The sequence below is a fragment of the Stenotrophomonas maltophilia genome, from assembly GCF_004920835.1.
GTDB lineage: Bacteria > Pseudomonadota > Gammaproteobacteria > Xanthomonadales > Xanthomonadaceae > Stenotrophomonas > Stenotrophomonas maltophilia_AQ.
Map to the genome: position 1 here is coordinate 13,786 of NZ_QFHO01000011.1, position 26,566 is coordinate 40,351.

22 protein-coding genes are annotated in these 26,566 nt (G+C 66.0%); 10 read left to right on the forward strand and 12 right to left on the reverse strand.

The window, feature by feature from the left end:
- Positions 1 to 6: 6 nt before the first annotated feature.
- The 3 genes from DI041_RS09880 to DI041_RS09890 are packed head-to-tail and all read right to left on the reverse strand — an operon-like array spanning position 7 to position 2,279.
- The gene (locus tag DI041_RS09880) at positions 7 to 954 is read right to left on the reverse strand and encodes a DMT family transporter (protein WP_046983164.1); all 948 of its coding nucleotides are present in this window, start codon (positions 952 to 954) and stop codon (positions 7 to 9) included.
- A gap of 45 nt (positions 955 to 999) precedes the next feature.
- On the reverse strand, positions 1,000 to 1,815 hold the full coding sequence (locus tag DI041_RS09885; protein WP_136638668.1) for a DUF72 domain-containing protein: 816 nt from the start codon (positions 1,813 to 1,815) through the stop codon (positions 1,000 to 1,002).
- Positions 1,812 to 2,279, reverse strand: coding sequence for a VOC family protein (locus DI041_RS09890; RefSeq protein WP_136638667.1), 468 nt, complete (start codon positions 2,277 to 2,279; stop codon positions 1,812 to 1,814). Before DI041_RS09890 ends, DI041_RS09885 begins: the two co-directional genes overlap by 4 nt.
- 110 nt (positions 2,280 to 2,389) lie before the next feature.
- On the opposite strand from DI041_RS09890, the gene DI041_RS09895 reads away from it, so the two are divergent.
- From DI041_RS09895 to agp, 3 genes are all read left to right on the forward strand, one after another.
- Complete coding sequence (locus DI041_RS09895; RefSeq protein ID WP_136638666.1) at positions 2,390 to 3,952, forward strand: serine hydrolase; 1,563 nt, start codon at positions 2,390 to 2,392, stop codon at positions 3,950 to 3,952.
- A 132-nt stretch (positions 3,953 to 4,084) separates the two neighbouring features.
- The gene (gene smrA / locus DI041_RS09900; RefSeq protein WP_136638665.1) at positions 4,085 to 5,917 is read left to right on the forward strand and encodes a multidrug efflux ABC transporter SmrA; all 1,833 of its coding nucleotides are present in this window, start codon (positions 4,085 to 4,087) and stop codon (positions 5,915 to 5,917) included.
- Between the two features lie 120 nt (positions 5,918 to 6,037).
- Complete coding sequence (agp, locus tag DI041_RS09905) at positions 6,038 to 7,255, forward strand: bifunctional glucose-1-phosphatase/inositol phosphatase (RefSeq protein ID WP_136638664.1); 1,218 nt, start codon at positions 6,038 to 6,040, stop codon at positions 7,253 to 7,255.
- Positions 7,256 to 7,729: 474 nt separating this feature from the next.
- Here agp and DI041_RS09915 read toward each other — a convergent pair whose 3' ends face one another.
- Positions 7,730 to 9,538, reverse strand: coding sequence for a DUF885 domain-containing protein (locus tag DI041_RS09915; RefSeq protein WP_136638663.1), 1,809 nt, complete (start codon positions 9,536 to 9,538; stop codon positions 7,730 to 7,732).
- A 113-nt stretch (positions 9,539 to 9,651) separates the two neighbouring features.
- Here DI041_RS09915 and DI041_RS09920 point away from each other — a divergent pair, with 113 nt between their 5' ends.
- On the forward strand, positions 9,652 to 10,008 hold the full coding sequence (locus DI041_RS09920) for a GFA family protein (RefSeq protein ID WP_046983156.1): 357 nt from the start codon (positions 9,652 to 9,654) through the stop codon (positions 10,006 to 10,008).
- A 32-nt stretch (positions 10,009 to 10,040) separates the two neighbouring features.
- Positions 10,041 to 10,808, forward strand: a complete 768-nt coding sequence (locus tag DI041_RS09925; RefSeq protein WP_211195195.1) for a DUF4349 domain-containing protein — start codon at positions 10,041 to 10,043, stop codon at positions 10,806 to 10,808.
- A 120-nt stretch (positions 10,809 to 10,928) separates the two neighbouring features.
- On the opposite strand, the gene DI041_RS09930 is transcribed toward DI041_RS09925, so the two are convergent.
- Together DI041_RS09930 and DI041_RS09935 are read right to left on the reverse strand one after the other, a co-directional pair.
- Positions 10,929 to 11,222: a hypothetical protein gene (locus tag DI041_RS09930; RefSeq protein WP_046983155.1), complete on the reverse strand. Its 294-nt coding sequence runs from the start codon at positions 11,220 to 11,222 to the stop codon at positions 10,929 to 10,931.
- A gap of 69 nt (positions 11,223 to 11,291) precedes the next feature.
- On the reverse strand, positions 11,292 to 12,236 hold the full coding sequence (locus tag DI041_RS09935; RefSeq protein ID WP_004150868.1) for a LysR substrate-binding domain-containing protein: 945 nt from the start codon (positions 12,234 to 12,236) through the stop codon (positions 11,292 to 11,294).
- A gap of 116 nt (positions 12,237 to 12,352) precedes the next feature.
- Between DI041_RS09935 and DI041_RS09940 the strand changes: the two genes are divergently transcribed.
- Complete coding sequence (locus DI041_RS09940; protein WP_046983154.1) at positions 12,353 to 13,225, forward strand: DMT family transporter; 873 nt, start codon at positions 12,353 to 12,355, stop codon at positions 13,223 to 13,225.
- Between the two features lie 563 nt (positions 13,226 to 13,788).
- Here DI041_RS09940 and DI041_RS09945 read toward each other — a convergent pair.
- Positions 13,789 to 14,691, reverse strand: a complete 903-nt coding sequence (locus tag DI041_RS09945) for a peptidylprolyl isomerase (RefSeq protein WP_136638662.1) — start codon at positions 14,689 to 14,691, stop codon at positions 13,789 to 13,791.
- 170 nt (positions 14,692 to 14,861) lie between these two features.
- Here DI041_RS09945 and DI041_RS09950 point away from each other — a divergent pair, with 170 nt between their 5' ends.
- The 3 genes from DI041_RS09950 (at position 14,862) to DI041_RS09960 (ending at position 17,745) form a co-directional block, all read left to right on the forward strand.
- A complete protein-coding gene (locus tag DI041_RS09950; protein ID WP_136638661.1) occupies positions 14,862 to 16,301 on the forward strand; it encodes a HEAT repeat domain-containing protein in 1,440 nt (479 codons plus the stop codon).
- A 92-nt stretch (positions 16,302 to 16,393) separates the two neighbouring features.
- A complete protein-coding gene (locus DI041_RS09955) occupies positions 16,394 to 16,759 on the forward strand; it encodes a PadR family transcriptional regulator (protein WP_004150914.1) in 366 nt (121 codons plus the stop codon).
- On the forward strand, positions 16,756 to 17,745 hold the full coding sequence (locus DI041_RS09960; protein ID WP_046983151.1) for a sensor domain-containing protein: 990 nt from the start codon (positions 16,756 to 16,758) through the stop codon (positions 17,743 to 17,745). Before DI041_RS09955 ends, DI041_RS09960 begins: the two co-directional genes overlap by 4 nt.
- Positions 17,746 to 17,851: 106 nt before the next feature.
- On the opposite strand, the gene DI041_RS09965 is transcribed toward DI041_RS09960, so the two are convergent.
- The gene (locus DI041_RS09965) at positions 17,852 to 19,159 is read right to left on the reverse strand and encodes a polyhydroxyalkanoate depolymerase (protein WP_065722413.1); all 1,308 of its coding nucleotides are present in this window, start codon (positions 19,157 to 19,159) and stop codon (positions 17,852 to 17,854) included.
- 93 nt (positions 19,160 to 19,252) lie between these two features.
- The gene (locus tag DI041_RS09970; protein ID WP_046983149.1) at positions 19,253 to 19,843 is read right to left on the reverse strand and encodes a class I SAM-dependent DNA methyltransferase; all 591 of its coding nucleotides are present in this window, start codon (positions 19,841 to 19,843) and stop codon (positions 19,253 to 19,255) included.
- Between the two features lie 147 nt (positions 19,844 to 19,990).
- On the opposite strand from DI041_RS09970, the gene DI041_RS09975 reads away from it, so the two are divergent.
- Complete coding sequence (locus tag DI041_RS09975) at positions 19,991 to 20,446, forward strand: CopD family protein (RefSeq protein WP_136638660.1); 456 nt, start codon at positions 19,991 to 19,993, stop codon at positions 20,444 to 20,446.
- Positions 20,447 to 20,773: 327 nt separating this feature from the next.
- Here the strand turns inward: DI041_RS09975 and DI041_RS09980 are convergent, their stop codons facing one another.
- The 3 genes from DI041_RS09980 to dnaE all read right to left on the reverse strand — a co-directional run bounded on the left by DI041_RS09980 (position 20,774) and on the right by dnaE (position 26,372).
- Positions 20,774 to 21,733 (reverse strand): acetyl-CoA carboxylase carboxyltransferase subunit alpha, encoded by a 960-nt coding sequence (locus DI041_RS09980; RefSeq protein ID WP_012510504.1) that lies wholly within the window; start codon positions 21,731 to 21,733, stop codon positions 20,774 to 20,776.
- Positions 21,734 to 21,846: 113 nt separating this feature from the next.
- Positions 21,847 to 22,716, reverse strand: coding sequence for a hypothetical protein (locus tag DI041_RS09985; protein WP_046983147.1), 870 nt, complete (start codon positions 22,714 to 22,716; stop codon positions 21,847 to 21,849).
- A gap of 65 nt (positions 22,717 to 22,781) precedes the next feature.
- On the reverse strand, positions 22,782 to 26,372 hold the full coding sequence (gene dnaE, locus DI041_RS09990; protein WP_046983146.1) for a DNA polymerase III subunit alpha: 3,591 nt from the start codon (positions 26,370 to 26,372) through the stop codon (positions 22,782 to 22,784).
- Positions 26,373 to 26,566: the final 194 nt, after the last annotated feature.

Below are 26,566 nucleotides of genomic sequence, written 5' to 3' on the forward strand. Positions count from 1 at the left end.
CTGCGCTCAGTCGGCGATGTTGCGTGCTTCGGCGGTACCGAGAATCTCCGGGTGCTGCACCGGCCTGCGGCGGTTCAACAACGGATGCAGGAATACCGCGCCGACGATGATCGCCACGCCCAGGTAGAACCACGGGGTGACCTCGTGCTGTTCACGCAGTAGCACCACCGCCAGCAGCACGGCATAGACCGGCTCCAGGTTGGTCACCAGCTGCACGGTGTAGGCGCTCAGGTGGCGCAGCGCGACCAGCGCCAGGGCGAACGGCAGCAGCGTGCAGAACCCGGCCAGCACCAGCAGCAGGATGCCGTCGTGCAGGTCCGGTACCACCCAAAGCGGGCTGGCCAGCGCCGGCAGCAGGTAGGGCATCAGCGGCGCCAGCAGGGTCAGGGTGAGGGTACCTGCACCCAGTTCCAGTGCCGTGACCGTAAGCGGATCGGCGTGGCTGACCATGCGCTTGTTGAGCGAGCCGAACACCGCCACCAGCAGCGCCGATATCGCGCCGATCAACACACCCAGGCGCATGCCGTCGGGCACGCCACCGACCACCAGTGCCACGCCCGGCAGCACGGCCAGGCCGAAGGCCAGTTCACGCAGCTGGAACGGCCGTTTGGCAACCCAGGGTTCGATGATCGAGGTGAACACCGGTGCCAGCGCGATGCAGGTGGCGGCCACCGAAGCGTTGGCCAGTTTCACCGCACCGTAGAAGGTCAACCAGTGCAGGGCGACCAGCGCGCCGATGCCGGCATAACCTGCCACCAGTCGCAGTGGCAGGGTACGCAGCCCGCGCCAGACCCGCGGCAGCAGGGCCAGCATCGCTGTCACCAGCAGCATGCGCCACCACACCAGCGGCAGCGCGGGCAGGGTGATCAGTTTGCCGAGGATGGCGGTGACGCCCCACAGCAGGACACAGAAGTGGATCTGCCACAGCGCTTTGCGGGTGTCGGGTGTGCTCATCGGCCTATTGTGAGGCAAGGCGGCGCCCGTCGCGCATCGGTCGTGCTATGCGCCGCCGTCTACGTGCCGCTGCAGCGCCATTGCCGCCGCAGGATTGCGCGCTTTGGCAGCGCCTATGCACAGCAGGTAGACCTCGCGCGGTATTTCCGTGGCTGCCGTGGCGAGGCAGGGCAGGTCGGCCACCGGCTCGCCGCGTGACCAGCGTCCTGCGCGCTCCGCCCAGCGCTGCTGCACCGGGGCCGGCAGGCCCTCGTTCAAGCGTGCCTGGCTGCGCTTGATCCGCGCGTAGACGAAGCCGGCACTGACATCTCCATGCAATGGCGCCTCGTCGCTGTCCTCGATCACCAGCGCCACGCCATGGCGGCGCGCGGCGGCGACCAGTGCCGGGCCATGTGCTTCGGCGTTGCGAACCTCCAGCGCGTGCTGCAGCGGCACGCCGTCCAACTGCCTCGGCAGCTGTTCCATCATTGCGCCCAGCGCTTCGGCATCGGCCGGATGGCGTGGGTCGAACTGCCACAGCAAGGGGCCAAGCCGGTCACCCAGCGCGAGCGCCGCCTGCAGGAACGGCGCTGCAGCTTCCACGGTGCTGGACAGGTCGCGACATTGCACCAGGTAGCGCGGCGCCTTCATCGAGAAACGAAAGCCCTCCGGCGTCTGCGCGGCCCATTGCGCGCACTGGGCGGCAGTGGGCGTGCGGTAGAAGGTGCCGTTGATCTCGATGCAGCGTAGCGCGCGGCTGGCATGGGCCAGTTCCTCGCGTTGCGGCAGGCCCGGCGGATAGAACATGCCGCCGCGCCATTCGGGAAACACCCAGCCACCGATGCCGCAGCGGATCGCGGCCTGCGTCGTTGCGGCAGTCACTGGCCGTGGTCCACGCGCCACGGATCGTAGCTGCCGAACCACCACAGGTAACCTTCTGGGTCGGCACAGGCGTAGCCACCTGGGTCGGCACAGGCGTAGCCACGGCCACCGTAGTCCTGGTCGGCAATGTCGATGACGATGCGAGCGCCGGCGGCCTTGGCCCGCGCGTAGTGCGCGTCGGCATCGGCAACGATCACGCAGGCGCTCTGGGTCTGGCGGCCGCCGACCTCGTCCGGCATCACCGCCAGCTTGGACCATTCGCCGCTACTGCTGCTCGAGCCGAGCATGATCATGCCGCTGCCATATGTGAGCTGCGCATGGAACACGATATCGCCGTCGGCATACACCGCCTGGACGTGAAAACCGAAGGCGCGTTGCAACCACTCGATGGCGGCCCGCGCGTCACGGTAGCGCAGGCACGGAATGATGGTCGACCCGTTGCTCGGTTGTCCGTTCTCGCCCATGACACCCCTCCTATGGCACAGGGCAGGCTGCGCCCGGGGCCGTTACCATCGCGCGAAACCCCGGTGACGGCCTGCACATGGCCGCCACCCCTGTTCGGAGATCGTGCTGGATGAAAACCTGGATTGGAGGAGCCGTGCTGCTGGCGTGCACGACCATGGCGAACGCTGCGACCCCGGAGCAGCTGAAGGACCTGGATGCCACCGTCGAGCGCGTGCGTGCACAGTTCGACGTGCCCGGCATTGCCGTGGCCGTGGTCAAGGACGGCCAAGTGGTGCTGGAACGCGGCTGGGGCGTGCGCGAGCAGGGCAAGCCGGAGCCGGTGCAGGCCGATACGCTGTTCGCCATCGCTTCCAACACCAAGGCATTCACCGCCACCTCGCTGAACCTGCTGGCCGAGGACGGCAAGCTGAAGATGGACGACAAGGTGATCGACCACCTGCCGTCGTTCCGCATGTCCGACCCGTTCGTGACCGGCCAGATGACGATCCGGGACCTGCTATCGCACCGCAGCGGCCTGAGCCTGGGTGCCGGTGACCTGCTGTTCTGGCCGACAACCTCCTACAGCAACGCTGAAGTGGTGGAGCGTCTGGGCAAGGTGCCACTGAAGGGTGGGTTCCGCGAAAGCTACGCCTACGACAACATCCTGTACGCGGTCGCCCAGCAGGTGATCGAACATGTCTCCGGCATGAGCTACCAGCAGTTCCTGCAGACCCGCATCTTCGACAAGGTGGGCATGGCCGGCACGCGCTACAACGCCGATCACCTGAAGCCGGGCGACAAGGCGGCGGTCGGCCACGCCAAGTTCGATTTCAAGGACCTGCGCACCGTCGCGCCGCTGACCTGGTCGAACAACGCCGGCGCCGGTGGAATCTATTCCAGCGCGCACGACATGGCGCGCTGGATGCAGGTACAGCTGGCCGAGGGCAAGCTGGCCGATGGCACGCTGCTGTTCACCGACAAGAGCCAGCAGCAGATGTGGCGGATGATCACGCCACAGTCGATCCCGGCGCCGAGCGTGCCGGAGCTGGCACCGGCGCGGGCCAACTTCGCCGGCTATGGCGAGGGCTGGAGCCTGAGTGACTACCGCGGGCAGAAACTGGTCTGGCACACCGGTGGCTGGCCGGGCATGGTTTCGCGGCTGACCCTGGTGCCGGGCGAGAAGCTGGGCGTGGTGGTGCTGACCAACCAGGAAGTGGGTGCGGCGTTCAACGCGATCACCCTGAGCGTGCTTGATGCCTATCTGGGCGGCGAGAAGCACGACTGGGTGGATGCCTATGCCAAGGCCGTGGCCAAGGGCCAGGACAAGGCCGACGAGGCCTGGGCCAAGCACCAGGCGGCGCGCGACAAGGGCAGCAAGCCGTCGCTGGCAATGGCCGGCTACAGCGGCACCTTCCGCGACCGCTGGTACGGCGACATGCAGGTCAGCGCCGAGGGCAAGGGGCTGCGCCTGCGCTTCATGAAGACCGCGCAGCTGAGCGGCCGGCTGGAGCATTGGCAGCACGACACCTTCATCGTGCGCTGGGACGACCGTTCGCTCAACGCCGATGCGTTCGTGAACTTCAGCCTGGACCCGGACGGCAGGGTGCGCGAGGTGCGCATGCAGTCGATCTCCGACCTGACCGATTTCAGCTTCGATTTCCAGGACCTGCTGTTCACCCCGGTGGCCCGGTAGGTGCCAACCTTGGTTGGCCTGCGGTAGGGCGCCCACCAAGGTGGGCGACTACCGGGGGGCTCAGGCGATCATCGGCTGGCGTACACATCCGGCGTGGGATACTTCGCCGCTTGCAAGAGGCGAGGGAATGCGATGTTCCGTTGGTTTGAATCCCTGATTCCGGTGTTTCCGCCCGTGGACGGGCGCATGCCGCCGCGCAAGGTGGTGCCGTTCTACCTGCACTACCTGCGCCCGGTGTGGCCGGTGCTGCTGGCCACGCTGATTGCCGGCCTGCTGCTGGCGCTGGTGGAAGTGGCGATGTTCGATTACCTGGGCCGCATCGTCGACATGGTCGCCGAGCAGCCCGGTGCCGGCTTCTTCCAGCGCCATGCCAACGAGCTGGGCTGGATGCTGTTCATCACGGTCATCGCTCGGCCGATCCTGGTCGGCCTGCACAACCTGCTGGTCAACCAGGCGATCGTGCCAGGCCTGAGCAACCGCTCGCGCTGGCTGATGCACAACTACGTGGTGCGGCAGAGCCTGAACTTCTTCCAGAACGACTTCGCTGGAAGCGTGGCCAACCGGGTGATGCAGACCGGTACCTCGCTGCGCGAATCGGCTGTGCAGATGGTCGATTCGCTGTGGTACATCGTGGTCTATACCGGCACTGCGCTGTACCTGTTCGCACAGGCCGACTGGCGCCTGATGGTGCCGTTGATCCTGTGGCTGCTGACCTATGCAGTGATCCTGATGTACTTCGTGCCGCGCGCGAAGGAACGGGCGTGGATCGCTTCCGAAGCACGTTCCAAGGCGATGGGCCGCATCGTCGACGGCTACACCAACATCCCTACGCTGAAGCTGTTCGCCCATGGTGGCCGCGAGCAGGCCTATGTGGCCGAGTCGATCCAGGAACTGGCGGTGAAGCACCGCGCGCAGACCCGGGTCACCACCGGCATGGACCTGGCCATCGCCATCGTCAACGGTTTCCTGATCGCCGGTACCTGCGGCCTGGCGCTGTGGTTGTGGAACGGCGGCCACATCACCGTTGGCGCGATCACGCTGGCGACCGGCCTGGTGATCCGCATCCACAACATGTCCGGCTGGATCATGTGGACCATCAACGGCATCTTCGAGGACATCGGCACGGTACAGGATGGCATCACCACCATCGCCCAGCCGCTGACCGTGCAGGACCGCGAGGATGCGGTGCCGCTGCAGGTGACCCGTGGTGGCGTGCACTTCCAGGACATCCACTTCCACTACGGCAAGAAGGGCGGCGTGATCGCCGGACTGGACCTGGTGGTGAAGCCGGGCGAGAAGATCGGCCTGGTCGGCCCTTCCGGTGCCGGCAAGTCGACCCTGGTCAACGTGCTGCTGCGGCTCTACGACCTGGAAAGCGGGCGAATCCTGATCGACGATCAGGACATTGCCTACGTTACGCAGGAAAGCCTGCGCCAGCAGATCGGCGTGGTCACCCAGGACACCTCGCTGCTGCATCGTTCGATCCGCGACAACCTGCTGTATGGCCGCCCCGATGCCACTGACGAGCAGTTGCATGCCGCCGTGGCCAAGGCGCGCGCCGCAGCCTTCATCGATACGCTGGTGGACGGGCAAGGCCGGCGTGGCTACGACGCGCACGTGGGCGAGCGCGGCGTGAAGCTGTCCGGTGGCCAGCGCCAGCGCATCGCCATTGCCCGCGTGCTGCTGAAGGACGCACCGATCCTGGTGCTGGATGAGGCGACCTCGGCATTGGACTCGGAAGTGGAAGCAGCGATCCAGGACAGCCTGGACCAGTTGATGGGCAACAAGACGGTGATCGCGATCGCGCACCGCTTGTCGACCATCGCGCGCATGGACCGGCTGGTGGTGATGGACCAGGGCCGCATCGTCGAGACCGGTAGCCACGCCGAGCTGATCGAGGCCGGTGGACTGTATGCGCGGTTGTGGGCGCGACAGACCGGTGGTTTCGTCGCTGCTGATCAGTGATCGTTTCGGGGTCGGAGCCCTTTCCGGTGGAAAGGGCTCCGACCCCACATCACGTCCCCCAAGGACGGAACCTTTTCCGCAGGAAAAGGCTCTGACACCGAGCCCTTTCCGGAAACCAGCATGATCCGATTCCTGTGCCCCCTGTTTCTGGCGCTCACCCTCGCCGCAACGGTTGCGGCCGCTGCGCCGGCGCCAGTGGAAGGCGACCACCTCGAGCAGGTTGTCCTGCTCAGCCGCCACAACCTGCGCGCTCCGGTGGTGGCATCGGGTGCTTTGGCCAATGCCACACCGGAGCGCTGGCCAATCTGGGACGTGGGTGCTGGCGAGCTGACCACCAAGGGCGGCGTGCTGGAGGTCTACATGGGCCGTTACATTGGCCAGTGGCTGCGCCACGCACAGCTGCTGCCGGTATCAGGCTGCCCGCAGCCGGCTGATTTCCATGCCCATGCCAACAGCCTGCAGCGCACCCAGGCCACCGCACAGTTCTTCATCGCCGGTGCGTTCCCGGGCTGCCATGTCACGGTCGAGCAGCGCATGCCGCTGGGAGTCATGGATCCGTTGTTCAACCCGGTGATCCACAACGGTGATGCGGCCTTCCGCGAACGCGCGTTGTCGGCGATGCAACAGGCGCAGGTCGCATCGTATCTGGCACCGGCGTTGGCAGTGGTGGAGGCGATCACCCGCTACCCGCAGTCGGCTGCGTGCGCAGGCCGCAGCGAATGCCACCTGACGCCGGCCGATTCCATTCTCAGCGCAGAGCCGGGCAGGGAACCGCGTACTACCGGTTCGTTGGCCCTGGCCAGCGGGCTGGTCGATGCCTTGCTAATGGAGCACTACCAGGGCAATGGCATCCCCCGCGAAGGCTGGGGCCGATTGAACACGGAGGCCCAATGGCAGGCGCTGGCGCAGATCCGCAACCGCTACCAGGACATCCTATTCGGCACCCCCGAGGTCGCCCATGACGTGGCCGCGCCGCTGCTGGCAAGAGTGAATGCGTTGTTCGAGGACCCGGCATCGCCGAAGGTGAGCCTGCTGGTCGGCCACGATTCCAACATCGGTTCCGTGCTGGCGGCGCTGGGAATCGCGGACTACACGTTGCCGGGCCAGTACGAGAAGACGCCGATCGGCGGTCTGCTGCAGTTTGAACGCTGGCGTGATCATGGGGCAGGCGAAGCGCGTTATCGGTTGGTGTATGTCTATCCCACGCGCGGGCAGCTGCGTGGTGCTATCCCGTTGACCGACGCGCAGCCGCCGGGGCGGGTGGAGCTGATGCTGCCGGGCTGTGGGCAGTCGGGTTGCAGTGAAGCGCAGTTCAAGAAGCTGCTGCATTCACCTTGAATCCGGGGATGGATGGCAGCGTCGCATTGTGATGAGACGGAGGCAGCTTCGCGTCCCGTATGCTCGGATTCGGGTAGTCTCCAGCGATCAACCAAGCGATCTCGGTGAATCATGAACATTACGGGCTTTCTTGTAATGGACGGTGATGGAGATGAAATAAGGGCGGATCCCCATGGCAGCAACATTGCCTTTACGTGTTTTGATTGTGGATATCCGGTGGTGGCCGATGCCTCGGAGAACCAACGTGGGAGCGACGAGGATTGTCCCGCTGCCTGCCGCGGGTGTGGTGTGGAGTACTTCCTCGATTTGAGACTGAACTCGAGGAAGCTGTATATCCACATCGTCTGATTGAGTGGTGGCAGAAGCGGTGCGAACCAAGGTTCGCACCCACCAGGATGGCAGGTCGCAACTGCCAGAACAGAAAACGGCCCGGGTCTTCCCGGGCCGTTCCATTTCCGACTCACACCTGATCGATCACTCGATCGGCTGGTCCAGCATCAGCTGGCGTGCGAAGCGCACCGGCGGTGCGCCGTAGGACAGCATCTGGTCGTGGTAGGCCTTCAGGTTGAACTTGTCACCCAGCTTGTCCTGCATCGCCTTGCGGGTGTCGAAGTGTTCCTGCGCACCGACGAAGTAGGTCGGCAGCTGTGCCGACGTCAGCTGTGCGCGCACCCACTTGCCGGAGGCTTCGCTTTCCTGCTGGAACGCGTCGTGGGTCATCAGGTGCATCGCCTTTTCGCGATCCCAGTTGTCCACGTGCACGCCCTGGTCGAGGATCGCGTTGGAGATCGTGCGCAGGTAGAACTTCAGCTGCACCAGGTGGAACAACGGGTCGTTGTTGAGATACCCCTGCTCCTGCATCATGCGCTCGGTGTAGACCGCCCAGCCTTCGGCGAACAGGCCCGAGCGCAGCACCGCACGCAGGGTGGAGGGGAACTTGGCCGAATGCCAGCCTTCCAGGTAATGGCCCGGCGTGCCTTCGTGGATGCTCAGCAGGTGGATCATGCGCGAGTTGTACTCACGCAGGAACGAGTCGACCTGCTTGTCGTTCCAGTCCTCCGGAATCGGCGAGACGGCGTAGAAGGTCTTCAGGTTCTTGTCCAGCGGGCCGGGCGAATCGCAGTAGGCCACGGCCACGCCACGCTGGAATTCCGGCATCAGGATGATGTCCACCGGCGCGTCGGGCAGGGTCATCAGATCGTGTTCGCGGACGAACGCAGTGGACTGGTCCAGCGCGGCCTTGGCATCGTCGACCACCTTGTCGCGTGCAGGCTTGTCAGCGTAGGCCAGTTCCAGCGCGGCCTCGATCGCCTTCTGCTGCTGCTCGTCGGTCGGCTGCGCCGGCATCTCCGGTGCGCCGGGCTTGTGCTTCAGCACGGTCTGCGCGATGCCGTACATGTCTTCGCGCACGCGCTTGAGTTCGGCGCGTGCTCGCTCGCCGATCTCCTGCCGCGACAGCGAGGAATTCAGCGCGAACTTCAGCTTCTGGTCGTACTTCTCCGCACCGATGCGGAAGTCGCCCTTGGCGTTGGGCACCAGGGTCTTGTCCAGCCAGGTCTGCTGCTCGTCCACGGCCTTCTTCAGGCCATCGATGGCGGCCTGCAGGCGCTGCTGGTCGGCCTGCGGCAGTTCGCCGATGTGCGGGGTGATGAAGGTATCGACGATGCTGAGAATGCCCTTGTTCTGCTTGGCCACCGTCTCGGCATGGATCTTTGGCACGCGGGCCGGATCCAGGTTCTCGCGGGCCTGGGCGAAGATCGCCGGCAGCTTCTCCATGCGCGCGGTGGCCGACTTCAGGCGCTCGGGCAGCGGTGCGAACTCACGGGCCATCAGGCCGTAGATCGCGCTGCCGGCCACGCCGTTGTACAGCTGCGGGTCCCACTTGCCGGACTGCATGACCTCGGCATTCCAGATCTCCGACTGCAGCTGGTTGCGCAGGATCGCCGCGTCCACCTGGTTCTCGCGGCCGAGCTTGGCCACCTCGATCTTGTCCAGCTCGCCCAACAGCGCCTTGTAGGCGGCCAGGGTCTTCTGCTGGCCGGCCGCGCTCAGGTCGTCGATCTCGCTGTCATAGCGGTGGTCGCCGATCTGGGTGGCGCTGACCGGCGAGAGCTGCATCCAGGTGTCCAGGGCGCGCTTGGACAGGTCGGCGAAGGCGGCATCAACCGCTGCGTCACCGGCCTGCTGGTTGGCGGCCGGGGTGGAACCGTTGGTCGGGGCGTCGGCCGGCTGGCAACCGGCCAGGGCGGCGACCAGGGCGAGGGCAAGAAGATGCGGGCGCATCGGCGTTCCTGTACTGGGGTCAATTCCCGAGCATAGGCCCCCGGAGCTGCTTTGTCCCCGTGCCATAGGATTACCATGGGCACTGACAAGGACCCTCCAGCGGAGCGCAGGACATGGAATACCAGGGAAGCTGCCATTGCGGCAGGATCGCATTCACCGTACAGGCCGAGGCGCCGATCAGCGACGTCATCGACTGCAACTGCTCGATGTGCCGTCGCCGCGGCAGCCTGCTGTGGTTTGCCCCGCGCGAGGCGTTCCAGCTGAGCACCAATCCCGCGGACGTGGCCACCTATCATTTCAACAAGGCCCACATCGATCATCACCATTGCCGCGAGTGCGGCGTTGCGCCCTACAGCGAAGCGGTGGACCCGCGCACCGGCACGCCGATGGTGGCGGTGAACGTGCGCTGCGTACCGCAGGTGGATCTGGCCACGTTGGCGGTGATGTCCTACGACGGAGCGGCACTGTGAGGCCGGTGCACGTGTGGATGCGCGTGGTGACGATGCCGGTGCTGCTGCTGGCGCTGGTGGCCTGTGCCAAACACGGCGATGTGGCGGCCGATGCCGGCGCCACCGCCGCCGAAGCTGCCGTTGCTTCACCGGAAGGCGCATTCCTCGCCTACGAACACGACGTGCAGGTGCAGCTGGAAGCGGCGCAGATCGCACCGCGCATCCAGCAGGTGGCGCAGGCCTGCCAGAGCGCGAGGTTCGGTGACTGCGCGGTGCTGCAGGTCGATCAGCGCAGTGGCGAGCAGCCCAGCGGCGAGGTCAAGGTGCGGATTGCACCGAAGGGCACTGAGCCGTTGATCGCGTTGGCCGGTGAGGGCGGCAAGCTGCAGTCGCGTAGCACGCGCGCCGAAGATCTCGCGCAGCAGGTCGCCGACACCGCACTGACCAAGGCGCGGCTGGAGAAGGAACACGCGCGGCTGCTGTCCTACCAGGACCGCAAGGACCTGAAGATCGAGGACCTGATGGCGATCACCACGCGCCTGTCGGAGATCGAAGCGGGCGTCGAACAGGCCAACAAGGATTCGGCGCAGCAACGCCGGCGCATCGATACCCAGCTGGTCACGATGCACTTCGATACCACATCGGGCCAGCGCAGCCGCAGCGAGATCGGTGAGGCGCTGAGCGAATCGGGCAGCATCTTCAGCACCAGCATTGCGTTCCTGATCCGCGCTGCCGCCGCGTTGTTGCCGGTAGCGGTGCTGGCGTTGATCGCGACCTGGGGTGTGCGGGCGTGGTGGCGTCGCCGACGCCGCAAGCCCTGATCGAACCGCGCCCGGTGTTCGCCGGGCATGGCCCGGCGCTACCGGAACAGACGGTGCATGGCCCGGCGTTACCGGGGTGCTTCGAGCATCGGGTAGCGCCGGGCCATGCCCGGCGAGTCCTCAGCCCTCGTCCGTCTCGTACTCGACGAACACATCAAGCTCCAGCGCAAGCTCCTGCACTGCATCGCGCACCTTCTGCGCAGTGCTCTCGTTGCCCACTTCCACCTCCAGTTCGTGGGTGCCCGGGCCGATGTCATCGGACAAACCGGCCGAACTGGAATCGTCGTCGTCCATGTGCGGCATCAGGTCGTCGGTTTCCTCGACATGCTCGATGCCGTCCAGGCCAAGCAGCAGATCGCTGATCGCACGGGCGTCGTCTTCGGTTCCGGTAATACGCAGTCGTAGCAGGGCCATGGCAGAAGCACGTAGGGGAGTTCGCCTGCAGACTAGCCAGCCGCGGGCAAAGACCGGGTGAGGGCACGGTCAGCCGGCTGTGGGCATGCGCCCCAGCAGGCTGTCCGGCAGCGCCGGGATCGGCGTGCGTTCGTCCTGGGCCTGTTCCAGCAACCAGTCGATGAACAGGCGCGCGGCCGGGCTCGGCGCTTGTCCTTCGGCATGCACCACGTAGTAGGCATAGCGTGCCTTCAACGCTGGGCCAGGCAGGCGCAGCAGCTCATAGCGTTGCAGATAGGGCTGGGCGACATGCGTGCGGGCCAGTACCGCGCCCATGCCGTACACCGCCGCACGCATCGCATCGGTGCTGTCGGCGAAGGTGTGCATCGGCGGCATGGGCGAGGGCGGACGTACACCGGCGTGGCGGAACCAGTCGCGCCAACCCTGCGGTGACAGATCACTGAGCAGCGGCAGCTCGGCGATGCGTGCCGGGTCCTGCAGCGTTTCGACCCCGGCCAGCGCCGGTGAGGCGACCGGGAACAGGTTGTCGTCCATCAGATGCTGCGCATGCAGGCCGGGCCATTGGCCCAGGCCGTAGCGGATGCCGACCTCTGGCCCGTTGTCGTCGTAGCGGTCCAGGCCGCTGCCGGTGTGCAGCTCGATGCGTATGTGCGGATGGGCCTGGGTGAAGCGCGGCAGCCGTGGCAGCAGCCAGCAGTAGGACAACGAGCGCAGCGTGGTGATCCGCAGTGGCACGCTGTCGGCGTCAGGCTGCAGATGATGGGCGACCGCGGCCACATCAGCGAAGGCCGCACTGGCGGCATCGGCCAGCTGCCGTCCCTCGGCGGTGAGGCGAACGCCTCGCGCATGACGCAGGAACAGCCGGGTCTCCAGCACCTCTTCCAGGCGTCGCACATGGTGGCTGACCGCGCTGGCGGTCAGGTGCAGTTCCTGCGCGGCCTGGGCGAAGTTCTGATGGCGCGCAGCGACCGCGAAAACGGCCAGGGCAGGAAGCAGGGAAGGGCGTAGCAGCATGTCGAGCCTCAAACCATATTTGTGGCTGGCAGCGATACTACGCGCTTGTGTGGCGGTCGTCTGCGGCCGATCCTGTGAGGCCGGACGAGGAATGCAGTGATGGTTGGAGAACGGATATGAATGCGGTGCCACAGGCGGCCGAGCGCGACTGGCGCACGCCGCTGGAATTGACCCTGCTGGGCGCCATCTGGGGCTGCTCGTTCCTGTTCATGCGGGTGGCGGTGCCATCGTTCGGCCCGTTCGCGCTGGTCGAGGTGCGGCTGGTGCTGGGCGCGCTGGTGCTGCTGCCATTCCTGTGGCAAGCGCGGGCGCAGTTTCCGCCGCGGCGCTGGCTGTGGCTGGCACCGATCGGCCTGGTCAATTCGGCATTGCCGTTCGTGCTGTTCGCCTACGCGGCCGAGCGTGCACCGGCAGCGATCGGCGCGATCTGCAATGCGATGACGGTGCTGTTCGCTGCGTTGATCGCCTTCCTGTTCTTTGGCGAGAAGATCGGTGCGCGGCGTGCGGGTGCGCTGCTGGTTGGTTTTGCCGGCGTAGTGGTGTTGGCCACGGCCAAGATCTCGGGCCTGAGCATCGGTACGGCCGTGCTGGCCGGCGCGGCCGCTTCGCTGTTGTACGGTCTGGGCGTGAACCTGGTGAAGCGGCACATGACCGGATTGCCTTCGGCTGCTGCGGCCGCCGCCACGCTGTCGTGCGCCTCATTGTGGTTGTTGCCGATGGCGCTCACCCATCTGCCGCAGGGCCCGATCCCGGGCAAGGCCTGGGGCGCGGCAATCGCGTTGGGCGTGGTCTGTACTGGATTCGCCTTCCTGATGTTCTATCGTCTGATCGGCCGCATCGGCCCGTCGCGTGCATCGACGGTGACCTATCTGGTGCCGTTGTTCGGCGCAGCGTTCGCGTGGCTGTTCCTGGGTGAAGCGGTCACGGTGCAGATGTTGATTGCCGGTGCGTTGATTCTGGGGAGTGTGGCGGTGAGTCAGAAGGGCTGAGGTGTTTTGCACGTGGTGCGTGCTGAAGGCGCTTCATTGTTCATGGGCGTCACTTTTCTTTTCGCGCGAAAAGAAAAGTAACCAAAAGAAACGCGCCGCCAGGTCGCGAGCCGCCGTGCTTCGCACGTCGGTCCCCTGCGCTTCTCGGTGAATCAGGGGACAGTGCCGAACTCGCTACGCTCAGACATCGGCACCTCTTCGCCCCTGATTCCCCTGCGATGCTCGGCTCGCTCAAGGCGGATCCAGATCAAAGGCCACAGCTGCACCCAGTAGATCCACGCCATGCGTGGATGCTTTTGCGGTTGATCTTGACCTTCCAGTCCGCCTTGAGCGAGCCGAGCACCGCAGGTCCGGCGAGGGCGAAGAGGCGCGGGTGTCTGAGCGTAGCGAGTTCCCGCGCCGTCCCTCGACGGGCCGAGGAGCACAGGGCACCGGTGCGCAGCATCGGCTCGCGGCTGGCGGAACGTTTCTTTTGGTTACTTTTCTTTGCGTACAAAGAAAAGTAACGCCCATGAACAGTGACGCACCTTCAGCACGCGCCACGCGCAGAACCCGCGACGGCGTTACTTCACCGGCACCGGAACATTGCAAAGATCGATATGACCCGCCGGGCGCTTGTAGAAATCATCCACGCGATTGCGTCGCGCTTCGACCGTATCGGCGAACGTCTTTGAATCAGTGCGCAGCACCTGGATTGGCGTGCGCTCGGCCGCCGGCACGTCGCTGGCGCGGCGGATCGACACGATCGGCGTGCGCAGCTTCGGGTCGGCATAGAAACCCATCGGCGCCGGTCCGCGCGGGGTCGCGCTGAGCAGTTCCATGCCCTTCAGCACGCGACCGACCAGAGTGATGTTGCGGTCCAGCTGACGCGGCGACTGGCCGGTCACCACATAGAGTTCGGCACCGATGCTGCTGTCCTCTTCGTTGCTGCGGCCCGCGCCCAGCATGCCGTAACAATGCGCCAGCCAGGCCTTGCCGGCCTGCGGGTCCTGGCCGACCGGGAAGCCGTCGAAGAAACCGGTCTGCGCGGCCCAGCCATCGCGATCCGGCAGCACGCTGACCTTCAGGCCTGCGCTGGCGCGCTCGAACTCGGCCGGCAGCTTGCGCGCGGCACTGCCGAACGGCTTGGCCTTGGCCGCGTCATCGGCGTCGGCATCACCGAACTGCACCACGAAGTTGTCCTGCGAACGGTAGATGCTGGTGCCGTCCCAGAAGTGTTCGTGGGCGAAGGTCTGGATGTTGGCGACATGGCGCGGGGCGAATTGCGGAGCCAGCTCGATGATCACCCGTCCGGCCGGCAGGTCCATGTACAGCAGGTTGGCCGGGTCCGGCGTGCGCCAGTCGCTGGCCGCCGAGGCGTCGAGGATCTGCTGCGGGCTTCTGTAGGGCGAGGCCGCGCTGGCCATTGCGGGCAGCAGGCAGGTCAGGGCGAGGGCGGTCAGGGCAAGGCGTCGACGGTGCGGCATGGGATCCCCGGAACATGAACGAGGGTCTGATTCTGCGCGAGAGTACGCGCCTGCGCCACGGTGGCGTGCTGGCCCTGTCCATGCAGGTGCGGCACGATGGCCATTGTCCTTGATGGAAGCAGATGATGGTGATACCGCATCCGGAAGCGCCCGAAGCCGCACTGCGCGCGATGATCGACCAGATCCTGAAGGGGTTCGTCGATGAGGGGGTGGATCGTCTGCATTGGTTGCAGACGCTGTCGCCACGAGGGTTGTTCGATCTTGATGAGCGTCGACGCAGCTGGTGGGCCCCCAACGGCGATGGCCTGCTCGACTGCCTGAAGGCCTGCGCAGCGCCGCCGGTCGATGTGCAGACGGCGGCACTGTTCCTTGCGGGCTCGGACGGCAATGGTCACACGCGCGAGGCCGCGTTGCAGAAGATGCGCTCGGTGCCCAGCCATCTGACGTTGTCCTGTGCCTTGCTCCGCTGCAATGATTGGGTGGCCGAAGTGCGCGCGGTAGCGCGGGATGTTGTGATGTCCCTGCTCGAACAGTGTGCTGTGCACCACGTGCTGAAGGCTTGGCCGATCGCTGTCCGCTTGCGCGATGCACAGCGCGTGCAACGGGAGTGGCTCGACGGCGGCCTGTTCGCCTGGCTGTCGTCGCCAGCCGCTCACCCCGTTCTTGAAGGGCTGCTGGGCCACCCCGAGGCAAGAACCCGGCTGGCCGCCTTCACCATCGCCCTGCAGATCCATCCAGACCCGGAGGAACTGCGCTCGCTCGCGCTGCTGGACAACAGTCCGCAAGTCTCGCACCTGGCACTTACACATCTCTTGGCGAACGGCGTGCCTGGGGAGATCGAAGAGAAATGTGTCGTGGCGTTGGCCGCGCCCTCCAGCGGGGTGCGTGCCGGCGCGTTGCGGGCACTGGTCGAACGTAACGTGCCGGGTCTCGATGCACACATCGAAGCTGCCGCATTTGACCGTTCGCGCAGCGTGCGCAGATTGGCGGCGTGGCTGCTTCAGCAGCGCCATGCTCCCCCCGCGATCACGTTGTGGCGCGATGAACTTCAGCAGCGTACCCGCGGGCGCTGGCGCGAGGCATTGGAAGCGTTGGGCGACCACGCCGAGGCTGCAGATGCGACCGCGCTGCGCGCGTTGTTGCCCCAGGTGTCGGCGCGCCATCGACGCAGCTGCCTGCGCGGTTGGCTGAGGGCTGGGGACGGCGCCAGTCTGGAATGGTTGCGTGCCGCACTGGAAGAGCCTGGGCGGACAGTGAACGAGCTGCTGGCCCGTGCGACGCCCCTGTGGGCCGGCGAGCTGGATCCGGTCCGGCTGGTGGCGTTCTGCCACGATGGTCCTTCGCACGTGGCACAGGTCGGCCTGCTGAGCCAGTTGCGCAGACTGCCCCTTTGGCAGCACCTCGATCTGCTGCTGGACGCGGTGCCGCAGCGCGAGGATGAGCGGGCTTGGCACCTGCGACTGGTGGAGAACTGGCTTCGGGCGAGCCAGCATTACTCACCACTGGGGGCCGCGCGCCGTCAGGCACTGGTCAGCCGGCTAGAAGAGGGCAGGCACACGCTGCCGGAGGCGGCCACCGCGCAGGTGCTGGAGGCGATACGTCGGGCCTGAATGCGCCTCGCCAACCGTCAGAGTGACTAACGACACATTCGCTATACCGAACTTCGCACTACTGTGGACTTCAACGTAGTGGAGGGCCGGTCATGTCCGAGGACGATGTCCACCTGAAGAAGTTCCAGAAGGAGCTCAGCGCCGGAACCGTGTCGCTGGCCCTGCTGGCAGTGCTGGCCCGGGCCGGCGAGCCGCTGTACGGCTACCTGATTGCCAAGGAGCTGGAGCGGGTGGGCGAGGGCGTGCTGAGCGGCAAGCAGAGCGCGCTGTACCCGGTGCTGCGGAACCTGGAGGGTGCGGGCCTGCTGGAAAGTCATGTGGAGCCGTCCAGCAGCGGGCCGCCGCGGCGCTACTACCGCATCAATGAACGTGGCCGCGAGGTGTTGGCGCAATGGCGCCAGGCGTGGCAGGCCACCCGCGATTCCGTCGATTCCGTGTTGGAGGGGGTACCACAATGAACGACCCGAGCCTGGCAGGCAGTGCCCTGCCGACCACCATTCCGCAGTATCTGGCGCAGCTGCGCGCGGCACTGGAAGGCGCCGACCCGGCGATGGTGCAGGACGCACTGTACGACGCCGAGGAGTATCTGCGCTCGGAGCTGGCGGCGCAGCCCGGGCGCAGCGAGACCGAAGTGATCGCCGACGTCGCCGGCAGCTATGGCGCACCGGATGAAGTGGCCGAGATCTACCGCGAGACCGAAGTGACGGTGAATCGTGCGTTGCGCTCGCCGCGTGCGGATACCGCGCCGATGCTGCGTGCGGCCGCGCAAGCGAGCGGCGTGGAGCCTGCCGCGCCGCCGCCGACGCCGGTGCAGCGCTCGCTGCTGGCGCGTTTCTTCGGCGTGGTGGCCGATCCGCATACCTATGGCGCGCTGTTCTACATGCTGCTGTCACTGGCCACCGGCATCTTCTTCTTCACTTGGGTGGTGACTGGTCTGTCGCTGTCGCTGGGCCTGCTGATCCTGATCATCGGCATCCCGCTGACGGTGCTGTTCTTCGGCTCGGTGCGCGGGCTGGCGTTGCTGGAAGGGCGGCTGGTGGAAGCGCTGCTGGGCGAGCGCATGCCGCGTCGTCCGCGCTACACCGACCGCAGCCGCACATGGCTGCAGCGCATCGGCGACATGTTCACCGATGGTCGCACCTGGCTGACGCTGCTGTACTTCGTGCTGATGCTGCCGCTGGGCATCATCTACTTCACCATCGCGGTGACGCTGCTGTCGCTGTCGCTGAGCCTGATCTGGGCACCGGTCGCGGCGGTCTTCAGTGGCGACATCCCCGGCGTGTACATCAACGACGTGAACGTATTGCCGATGGCGGCCTCGCCGCTGGTGGCGATCGCGGTTGCCGCAGTGGGTGCGCTGCTGCTGGTGCTGACCCTGCATCTGGCACGCGGCATCGGCAAGCTGCATGGCTTGATCGCCAAGAACCTGCTGGTGCGGCTGTAAGCGTGAATCCACGCTTTGGCAGGTGCCAACCTTGGTTGGCACGATCCATCGGATATCGGGATTCATGGTAGAGCGCCAACCAGGGTTGGCATCTACCAGGGGCGAGTTACCCCGCCTTGCGGCGCAACGGGGTGACGTTGCTCTTCTTCTTTGAGGCCTTCGCTGCCGGTGCTTCGGCATGCGCGGCGAAGAAATCGCGCACCTTCGGGTACACCACTTCGCGCCAGCGACGGCCGCTGAAGATGCCGTAGTGGCCGGCGCCTTCAACGATGAAATGCTCGCGACGGTCCGCGCCGATGCCAGTGCACAGCGCCTGCGCCGCTTCGGTCTGGCCGAGGCCGGCGATGTCGTCCAGCTCGCCTTCGATGCTCAACAGTGCGGTATCGCGGATCGCCGACGGATCGACCTTCTCGCCGTTGACCACCCACTCGCCACGCGGCAGCAGGAAGTCCTGGAACACCACGCGGATGGTATCCAGGTAGTACTTGGCCGGCATGTCCAGCACGGCGTTGTACTCATCATAGAAGTTGCGATGAGCGTCGGCGTCTTCCAGATCGCCCTTGACCAGGTCGGTGTAGAAATCCCAGTGCGAGCTGAAGTGGCGGCTGGGATTCATCGACAGGAAGCCGGCGTGCTGCAGGAAGCCCGGGTACACGCGACGGCCGGCGCCGGGATAGCTGGCCGGCACGGTGTGGATAACGTTGTTCTCGAACCACGACAGCGGGTTCTGCGTGGCCAGGTTGTTGACGGCGGTCGGACTGCAGCGCGCATCGATCGGACCACCCATCATCACCAGCGTGCGCGGCGTAGGTTCACCACGGCTGGCCATCAGCGAAACCGCCGCCAGCACCGGCACGGTCGGCTGGCACACGCTCACCACGTGCAGGCGCTCGACGCCGAGATGGCGAATGAACTCCTGGATGTAGGCGATGTAGTCGTCGAGGCCGAACTCGCCTTCGCTGGCCGGCACCATGCGTGCGTCGACCCAGTCGGTCACATACACGCGGTGGTCGCGCAGCAGGGTGCGCACGGTGTCGCGCAGCAGCGTGGCGTGGTGGCCGGACAGCGGCGCCACCACCAGCACGAACGGCTGGTTGAGCATGGTGTGCAGCTGGTCGGCTTCATTGCTGTGGCGCTTGAAGCGCAGCAGCTTGCAGAACGGCTTGCTCACTTCCTCGTGCACGACGATCGGCACGCGCTCGCCTTCGACATCGATTTCGTTGATGCCCCATTCGGGCTTCTCGTAATCCTTGCCGATGCGATGGAACAGCTCATTGACGGCCGCCAGTCGATCGGCACCGGGCATCTGCGACCACCAGTGGCCCGGGGTGGCGAAGAACTTTGCGTTGGCCTGGGCCTGGTGCACCCAGGGGGCGAGCAGGTTGCGGGTCAGTTCGTGCAGTTGATAGAGCATGCCGACCGAATATGTATGGTCATATGTTGCCGCGCAGCATATCCCATCCGGGTGTCCCGCAGGTTAAGTTGGCTGAAAATAATGAATCCGGATTCACATCCGCTCCAACGCCGCCGCATCGCCTGCCAGAGCGGGGCCGAGCCAGCAATGCGACCCTGCCGGCTGCATGCCCTGCCGGGCCAGTTCACGCCGGTACCAGCGCGCCGGGCGGGCCTGGAAGCCATCGTGGTCGCCTTCGAACGCATCCTCGGCGGCGAAGGTCTCCAGGAAGGCCACGCCCGCGGTCAGTTCAGCCACGCCGGCCAGGCCTGCGCGCAGTTCGCGATTGGGTACGTAGTGCATCACGTCCGAGCAGATCAGCAGGTCGACCGGGGCACAGGGCCGCAGCCAGGCGAAATCACCGAAGCTGGCCAGGTGCAGGTTGCGGGTCCGACCGTAGCGGCGCACAGCGTACTCGCTGCTGTCGAAGCCGAGGTATTCGACCTTCGGACGCAGCTTCAGCAGCGGTGCGCGCCAGGCGCCTTCGCCACAGCCGATATCCAGCACGCTGCGGATCGGCCGTTCCAGGTAGTACTCGGCGCTGGCCACGGCCAGAGCGACCTTGCGCGCCAGTCGAGCGCTGCCGCCGATGTCGGCGCTGCGGTACCAGCGTTGGAAGTAGGCGGCGTCGTAGGTCTTGTCCATGGATCGGTCGCAGTGGTGAAAATGGCGCTTATCGTACGGCGTTGCGGCGTGCCATGCGTCGATGTGTCGCGGCGCTGGCGCGAGGGGTGGCCCGGCCACGGCATGCGAGAATGGCCGCCAACCTACGCCAGCCGCCGGAGCGAGCGCATGCAGAGCTACTACTGGGTCAAGACCTTCCACATCGTGTTCGTGGTGGCGTGGATGGCGACGGTGTTCTACCTGCCGCGCATTCTGGTGAATCTGGCCGAGACCACTGGCCAGCCGGCGGTGACCGAGCGCCTGCAGCTGATGGGCCTGCGCCTGTACCGCTTCGGCCACTCGATGTTCGGCCTGGCGTTCCTGCTGGGTCTGGTGCTGTGGCTGGGCTACAGGGTCATCCCGGATTTCCCGACCATGGTCGCCCCCGGTGGCGCTGGTTGGCTGCACGCCAAGCTGGGCCTGGTAGTCTTGCTGCTGGCGTACTTCATCTGGATCGGGCGGCTGCTGAAGGGCGTGGCCAAGGGCAGGGCGCTGCCGTCGTCGCGCGCGCTGCGCTGGATCAACGAGATCCCGCTGCTGGCGTTCATTCCGATCGTGTGGCTGGTGCTGGCCAAGCCGTTCTGAAGTCCCGCGCGTTCGAACATGTCACTTTCTTGCTCGTGCAAGAAAGTAACCAAAGAACTCGCCGCCGAACGTGGGCCGGTGCTGCGCACCGGTTCCCTGCGCTTCTCGGTGAATCAGTGGACGGTGCCGAACTCGCTGCGCTCAGACACCGGCGACTCTTCGCGCCTGATTCCCCTGCGATGCTCGGCTCGCTAAAAGGCGGACCCAACGTCAAACGCCACACCTGCACCCAGTAGATCCACGCCATGCGCGGATGCTGTGCGAGGTACAGACAAAAAAAAGCCGGGCATCTGCCCGGCTCTTTTTTTATCCGACGTCAGGTAGCGATCAGGCCGCTTCGTACGTGCCGTAGCTGCGCAGGCGGGTATAGCGCTGTTCCAGCAGCTGCTCGGTGGACAGCTTTTCCAGCGCATCCAGCTCGTTCAGCAGTACCGCCTTCAGGCGCTTGGCCATCTGCGTCGGGTTGCGGTGGGCGCCACCGGTCGGCTCGCGCACGACCTTGTCGACCAGGCCCAGGCTCTTCAGGCGCGGGGCAGTCAGGCCCAGCTGCTCGGCCGCGTCCTTCGCCTTGCCGGCGTCCTTCCACAGGATCGAGGCGCAACCTTCCGGGGTGATGGTCGAGTAGACCGCATATTCCAGCATCACGGTGCGGTCACCCACGCCCAGCGCCAGCGCGCCGCCGGAGCCGCCTTCGCCGATCACGGTGCAGATGATCGGCACCTTCAGCTCAGCCATCTCGATCAGGTTGCGCGCGATCGCTTCGGACTGGCCGCGCGATTCGGCGTCGATGCCCGGCCAGGCGCCGGCGGTATCGATCAGGGTCAGCACCGGTAGGCCGAAGCGCTCGGCCATCTTCATCAGGCGCAGCGCCTTGCGGTAGCCCTCCGGCTTGGGCATGCCGAAGTTGCGCTTGATCTTTTCCTTGGTGTCGCGGCCCTTCTGGTGGCCGATCACCATCACCGAACGGCCGTTGATGCGGGCCAGGCCACCCATGATGGCCTTGTCGTCGGCGAAGGCACGGTCGCCGGCCAGCTCCTGGAACTCATCGAACATCACGCGGAGGTAGTCGGCGGTGTACGGGCGCGACGGGTGACGGGCCAGCTGCAGTACCTGCCACGAGGTCAGGTTGCGGAAGATCTGCGCGGTGCGCAGGCGCAGCTTGTCCTGCAGCGCGTGCACTTCCGCCTCGACATTGACCGCCGGCCCGGCGCTGGCGTTGCGCAGTTCCTGGATCTTGGCTTCCAGGTCGGCGATGGGTTGCTCGAAGTCGAGGTAGTTCGGATTCATCGGAAGCCGTCGTGTAAAGAAGGGGGGAATTCTAGCCGAATGCGTGCAAAGCACCCGTACGCCTTCGTCTGGAAGGCGACGGTAGCGCAGCCGGGCAGGGCGCGCCAGTCAGCTCAAGGCACCACCAGCGCGCTGCGGCCCATCAGCTGGCTGCGCTGGGAAACGAAGTCGTTGTAGGCCTCGTTGGCCTCACGGCCCAGCCCACTGCCCAGAGTGGCGGTGGCCGAGGTGAAGGCCATCTGTGCGGCGAAGTCCTGCTTGCGCAGGGCCTTCTGTTCATCGGCGGTGGTCGCCTTCAGCCAGCGCGCATAGACCTCGCGCAGCGGCGCGGCATGCGCCTCGAAGGCCGGCACCAGCGCCGGCAGGCTGGCCGGGGCCGGTTCCAGGCCGAACGTCGGGGCCACGTAGCCGGCCGGCTGCTCGCGCTTGAACGCGCCGGGCTCGCCCATGCCTTCTTCCACGTAGGTGATGAAATCCGGCGCGGTGAACACCTTGGCCACGATCTGGCCGCCGCTGGAATCGACGTGGGCGACCACCTTTTCCTCGGGGAACGGTTCGCGCACGCCGTAGGTCCAGGTCTTGTCGATGAACAGTTCGTGGCTCTTCTCGAACGGGCCTTCGAAGTCGACACCGCCCAGCTCGATGCCGGCCTTGCCGGTGCCGAAGTTCTTCAGCTTGCTCTCGTCGGTGACATAGATCTCGCGGGCGACCACGTACTCGCTCAGGGTCGGGTTGATCAGCCCGCCACGACCGTCGACGTAGACGATGAAGCGCACATCACCGAGCTTGTCGGTGTGCAGGCGATGCTCGCCCACGGCCAGCGAAATCGGGCGCGAGCCCTGTGCGGCCACCGGCAGGTCCTGGCCGTCGATGCTCAACGCCAGCGGCGTGTCGGTCGGGTTGTCGATCTGGAACTCGATCTTCGACGGGGAGCAGGCGGCCAGTGCGAGCGCAGCGGCGAACGGGAACAACAGGGTCTTCATCGGTAATCGTCCTTGATACTTGGAACGGGGAAAACAGAAGTTTCAGGAAAACCAGGGAGCCAGCCTCAGCTGGCCCATGGCGGGCTGTAGCGCACCTTCAGCGTGCGCACGGCCGGGTCGGCGCGCAGCGCCTCCATCAGCTTGGAATCGATGCGTACCGCGCTCTGCCCGGACACATCGAGCATGCCGGCGACGCCGCCGTGCGGCCCTTTCAGCAGCAGGTCCAGGCGCAGCGGCGTGCGGCCGGGGCGGTGGCGGTCGAGCAGGGCGTCGATGCGCTCCCATACCGGGCGCTGCTGGCGCAGGTCCAGGCGCAGCGACAGCCGCGTGGCGTAGTTGGCGCAGACTTCGTCGAAGTCCCAGCACTGGCGGATGCGCAATGCGAAACCACCGTTGAATTCGTCCTCGCGCAGGCCACCCTTGACCACCAGGATGCGGTCCTTGGTCATCAGGTGGCCGAACTCGGCCATCGCGTCGGAGAACGCGCTGCACTCGACGCGACCGCGACCATCTTCGAGCTGGATGAAGATCTGGCTTTCACCCTTGCGGCGCACGCCGACCACCTGGCCGGCCAGCACCGTCTGCACTTCCGGTCGCCAGCGCTTCTCGCCGCCGCCACCGCCACCGCTGTTGGCGCTCCAGATCTTTTCCACTGAACCCAGGTCAGTACCGACCAGGTCGCGCACATCGTCACGCCAGGGGTCGAAGGGGTGGCCGCTGAGGTAGAAGCCCAGCGTGTCGCGCTCGCCATTGAGGCGCTGCAGCAGCGGCCATTCCTCGGCTTCGGGAAGGTCCAGCTGGATGGTCACCGTGCTCGGGTCGGGGCCACCGAACAGCGAGTTCTGGCCGGAGGCACGCTCGCGCGCCATCTGCTCGGTGGCCTTGATCACTTCCGGCAGCTGCAGCATCAACGAGGCGCGATTGTGGCCCAGCTCGTCCAGCGCGCCGCAGTTGATCATCGCCTCCAGCGTGCGCCGGTTGAGCTTGGCCGAACCGACGCGGGTGCAGAAGTCGAGCAGGTCCTTGTAGTCGCCGCCCTTCAGGCGTTCGTCCACCACCGCCTCGCAGGCACCCTGGCCGACGCCCTTGATCGCGCCCAGGCCGTACTGGATGGTGTCCGGGGTGACCGCTTCGAACATGAAGGCCGAGTGGTTCACCTTCGGCGGCAGCACGGTCAGGCCCAGGTTGCGCACCTCGTCCAGGAAGCCCACCACCTTCTCGGTGTTGTCCAGGTCCGAGGACAGCGTGGCCGCCATGAACTCGGCCGGGTAATGGCGCTTGAGCCAGGCGGTCTGGTAACTGACCAGCGCGTAGGCGGCGGCGTGCGACTTGTTGAAGCCGTAGCCGGCGAACTTCTCCATCAGGTCGAAGATCGCGTCGGCCTTGGCTTCGTCCACGCCGTCCTTGGCCGCACCTTCGCGGAAGATCTCGCGGTGCTTGGCCATTTCGGCCGGCACCTTCTTGCCCATCGCACGGCGCAGCAGGTCGGCGCCGCCCAGCGAGTAGCCGCCGACGATCTGCGCCATCTGCATCACCTGCTCCTGGTACACCATGATGCCGTAGGTGTCCTTCAGGATGGCTTCGGTGCGCGGATCGGGATAGATGATTTCTTCCTGGCCGTGCTTACGCGCGTTGAAGGAAGGAATCAGGTCCATCGGGCCGGGGCGGTACAGCGACACCAGCGCGATCAGGTCTTCGAACCGGTCAGGGCGCGCGTCCTTCAGCAGGCGCCGCATGCCCGAGGATTCGAACTGGAACACCGCGCCGGTATTGCCGTTGGCGAAGATGTCCTTGTAGGTGGGCGTGTCGTCCAGCGGAATCGCGGCGATGTCCACCGGCGGAATGCCGGCGCGCTCATGGCGCTTGTTGATCGCCTTCACCGCCCAATCGATGATGGTCAGCGTGCGCAGGCCGAGGAAGTCGAACTTCACCAGGCCCACTTCTTCCACGTCGTTCTTGTCGAACTGGGTGACCGGGTTCTTGCCGAGCCCGTTCTCGTCGTGTTCGGCGTACAGCGGGCAGAACTCGCTCAGCGGCTCGGGACCGATCACCACGCCACCGGCATGCTTGCCGGCGTTGCGGGTCAGGTCTTCCAACTGCAGCGCCAGGTCGATCAGGTCGCGGACATCGTCCTCGGTTTCGTAGCGCTGGATCAGTTCGGCCGAGGCCATTTCCGAGCTGGGGCCTTCCTTGCCCTTGCCCAGCGCATCCTTCAGGTGGATGCCGAGGATGTTCGGGATCAGCTTGGAGACGCCGTCGACCAGGCCGTACGGGAAACCGAGCACGCGACCGGAGTCACGCACCACTGCCTTTGCGGCCATGGTGCCGTAGGTGATGATCTGGCTGACGCGCTCGCGCCCGTACTTGCGCGCGACGTAGTCGATCACCTCGTCGCGGCGGTCCATGCAGAAGTCGATGTCGAAGTCGGGCATCGACACGCGTTCCGGATTGAGGAATCGCTCGAACAGCAGGTTGTACGGCAGCGGGTCCAGGTCGGTGATCTTCAGCGCCCACGCCACCAGCGAGCCGGCACCCGAACCACGGCCCGGGCCGATCGGGATGCCCTGGTTCTTGCCCCACTGGATGAAGTCGGCAACGATCAGGAAGTAACCCGGGAAGCCCATCTTGATGATGGTGTTGAGCTCGAACTCCAGGCGTTCGAAGTACTCCTCGCGGGTCTTGCCCGGCGCCAGCGGATTTTTCTCCAGGCGCTCTTCCAGGCCGTCGCGCGACATCTTCTGGATCCAGGTGTCCAGGGTCTCGTCGTCGGGCACCGGGTAGTTGGGCAGGAAGTAGGTGCCCAGCCGCATCTCGATGTTGCAGCGTTCGGCCAGCGCCAGCGTGTTGTCGATCGCATCGGGGATGTCGGCGAACAGCGCACACATCTCCTCGGCCGACTTCAGGTACTGCTGGTCGCTGTACTCGCGCGGGCGCTTGGGATCGTCCAGCACGCGGCCGGTGGAAATGCATACGCGCGCTTCGTGCGCGCTGAAATCCGTCGGCGACAGGAAGCGCACGTCGTTGCTGGCCACCACCGGCAGGCCACGCTGGCCGGCCGCCATCAGTGCGAACTGGTTGAAGGTTTCTTCGCCTTCGCGGCCGGTGCGGGTCAGCTCCAGGTGCAGGCCGTCGCCGAACACGCGTTGCCAGTCGGCCAGCTGCTGCTCGGCCAGTTCATGCTTGCCGTCCAGCGCCAGGCGCCCGGCCAGGCTCTGCCGGCCAGCGAGTGCGAACAGGTTGGCGTTGCCGGCCTTCAGCCAGTCCGGGTGGATTGCAACGCCGCCTTCGGGGCGATGGCCTTCCATCCAGGCGCGGGTCAGCAGGCGCGACAGGCTCAGGTAGCCCTCGCGGTCGCGGCACAGCAGCGTCATCCGCCACGGGTCCTGCCCGTCCTCGGCGATCAGCACATCGGCGCCGGCGATCGGCTTGATGCCCACGCCTTCGGCCGCCTTGTAGAACTTGACCAGGGCGAACAGGTTGTTGAGGTCGGTCACCGCCAGTGCGGGCAGGCCAAGCTCGACCGAGCGCGACAGCAGGTTGGCCTGCTTGGCCTTCTTCGGGTCGGCCTGATCGGGTTTGGCCGGCACGCGGATGGTCGAGTCCGCCAGCGAGAACTCGGTGTGGACGTGGAGATGTACGAAGCGGGAGTTGGACATGCCGGACCAGGTTGGAGCGCGCGGGCCCCGGGTGCTGACGGGGGAATCGTCGCCGGGGTCGGGAAGCGCTGGAGTGCCTGGTCAGGGTAGCGAGGGCAGGGGGTGGCGACAAGGCTTGACGGTACGGCGATTGCGCGCATGCCGCCGGGCATGGCCCGGCGCTACCGGATGCGTTCATATTGCCGTGTACGTGG

Excerpts from the sequence above, each read along its gene's own strand:
- DI041_RS09880 (WP_046983164.1), bottom strand. The coding sequence starts at position 954 with ATGAGCACACCCGACACCCGCAAAGCGCTGTGGCAGATCCACTTCTGT.
- DI041_RS09890 (WP_136638667.1), bottom strand. The coding sequence starts at position 2,279 with ATGGGCGAGAACGGACAACCGAGCAACGGGTCGACCATCATTCCGTGC.
- DI041_RS09895 (WP_136638666.1), top strand. The coding sequence starts at position 2,390 with ATGAAAACCTGGATTGGAGGAGCCGTGCTGCTGGCGTGCACGACCATG.
- smrA (WP_136638665.1), top strand. The coding sequence starts at position 4,085 with ATGTTCCGTTGGTTTGAATCCCTGATTCCGGTGTTTCCGCCCGTGGAC.
- agp (WP_136638664.1), top strand. The coding sequence starts at position 6,038 with ATGATCCGATTCCTGTGCCCCCTGTTTCTGGCGCTCACCCTCGCCGCA.
- DI041_RS09915 (WP_136638663.1), bottom strand. The coding sequence starts at position 9,538 with ATGCGCCCGCATCTTCTTGCCCTCGCCCTGGTCGCCGCCCTGGCCGGT.
- DI041_RS09920 (WP_046983156.1), top strand. The coding sequence starts at position 9,652 with ATGGAATACCAGGGAAGCTGCCATTGCGGCAGGATCGCATTCACCGTA.
- DI041_RS09925 (WP_211195195.1), top strand. The coding sequence starts at position 10,041 with ATGCCGGTGCTGCTGCTGGCGCTGGTGGCCTGTGCCAAACACGGCGAT.
- DI041_RS09930 (WP_046983155.1), bottom strand. The coding sequence starts at position 11,222 with ATGGCCCTGCTACGACTGCGTATTACCGGAACCGAAGACGACGCCCGT.
- DI041_RS09935 (WP_004150868.1), bottom strand. The coding sequence starts at position 12,236 with ATGCTGCTACGCCCTTCCCTGCTTCCTGCCCTGGCCGTTTTCGCGGTC.
- DI041_RS09940 (WP_046983154.1), top strand. The coding sequence starts at position 12,353 with ATGAATGCGGTGCCACAGGCGGCCGAGCGCGACTGGCGCACGCCGCTG.
- DI041_RS09945 (WP_136638662.1), bottom strand. The coding sequence starts at position 14,691 with ATGCCGCACCGTCGACGCCTTGCCCTGACCGCCCTCGCCCTGACCTGC.
- DI041_RS09950 (WP_136638661.1), top strand. The coding sequence starts at position 14,862 with ATGATCGACCAGATCCTGAAGGGGTTCGTCGATGAGGGGGTGGATCGT.
- DI041_RS09955 (WP_004150914.1), top strand. The coding sequence starts at position 16,394 with ATGTCCGAGGACGATGTCCACCTGAAGAAGTTCCAGAAGGAGCTCAGC.
- DI041_RS09960 (WP_046983151.1), top strand. The coding sequence starts at position 16,756 with ATGAACGACCCGAGCCTGGCAGGCAGTGCCCTGCCGACCACCATTCCG.
- DI041_RS09965 (WP_065722413.1), bottom strand. The coding sequence starts at position 19,159 with ATGCTCTATCAACTGCACGAACTGACCCGCAACCTGCTCGCCCCCTGG.
- DI041_RS09970 (WP_046983149.1), bottom strand. The coding sequence starts at position 19,843 with ATGGACAAGACCTACGACGCCGCCTACTTCCAACGCTGGTACCGCAGC.
- DI041_RS09975 (WP_136638660.1), top strand. The coding sequence starts at position 19,991 with ATGCAGAGCTACTACTGGGTCAAGACCTTCCACATCGTGTTCGTGGTG.
- DI041_RS09980 (WP_012510504.1), bottom strand. The coding sequence starts at position 21,733 with ATGAATCCGAACTACCTCGACTTCGAGCAACCCATCGCCGACCTGGAA.
- DI041_RS09985 (WP_046983147.1), bottom strand. The coding sequence starts at position 22,716 with ATGAAGACCCTGTTGTTCCCGTTCGCCGCTGCGCTCGCACTGGCCGCC.
- dnaE (WP_046983146.1), bottom strand. The coding sequence starts at position 26,372 with ATGTCCAACTCCCGCTTCGTACATCTCCACGTCCACACCGAGTTCTCG.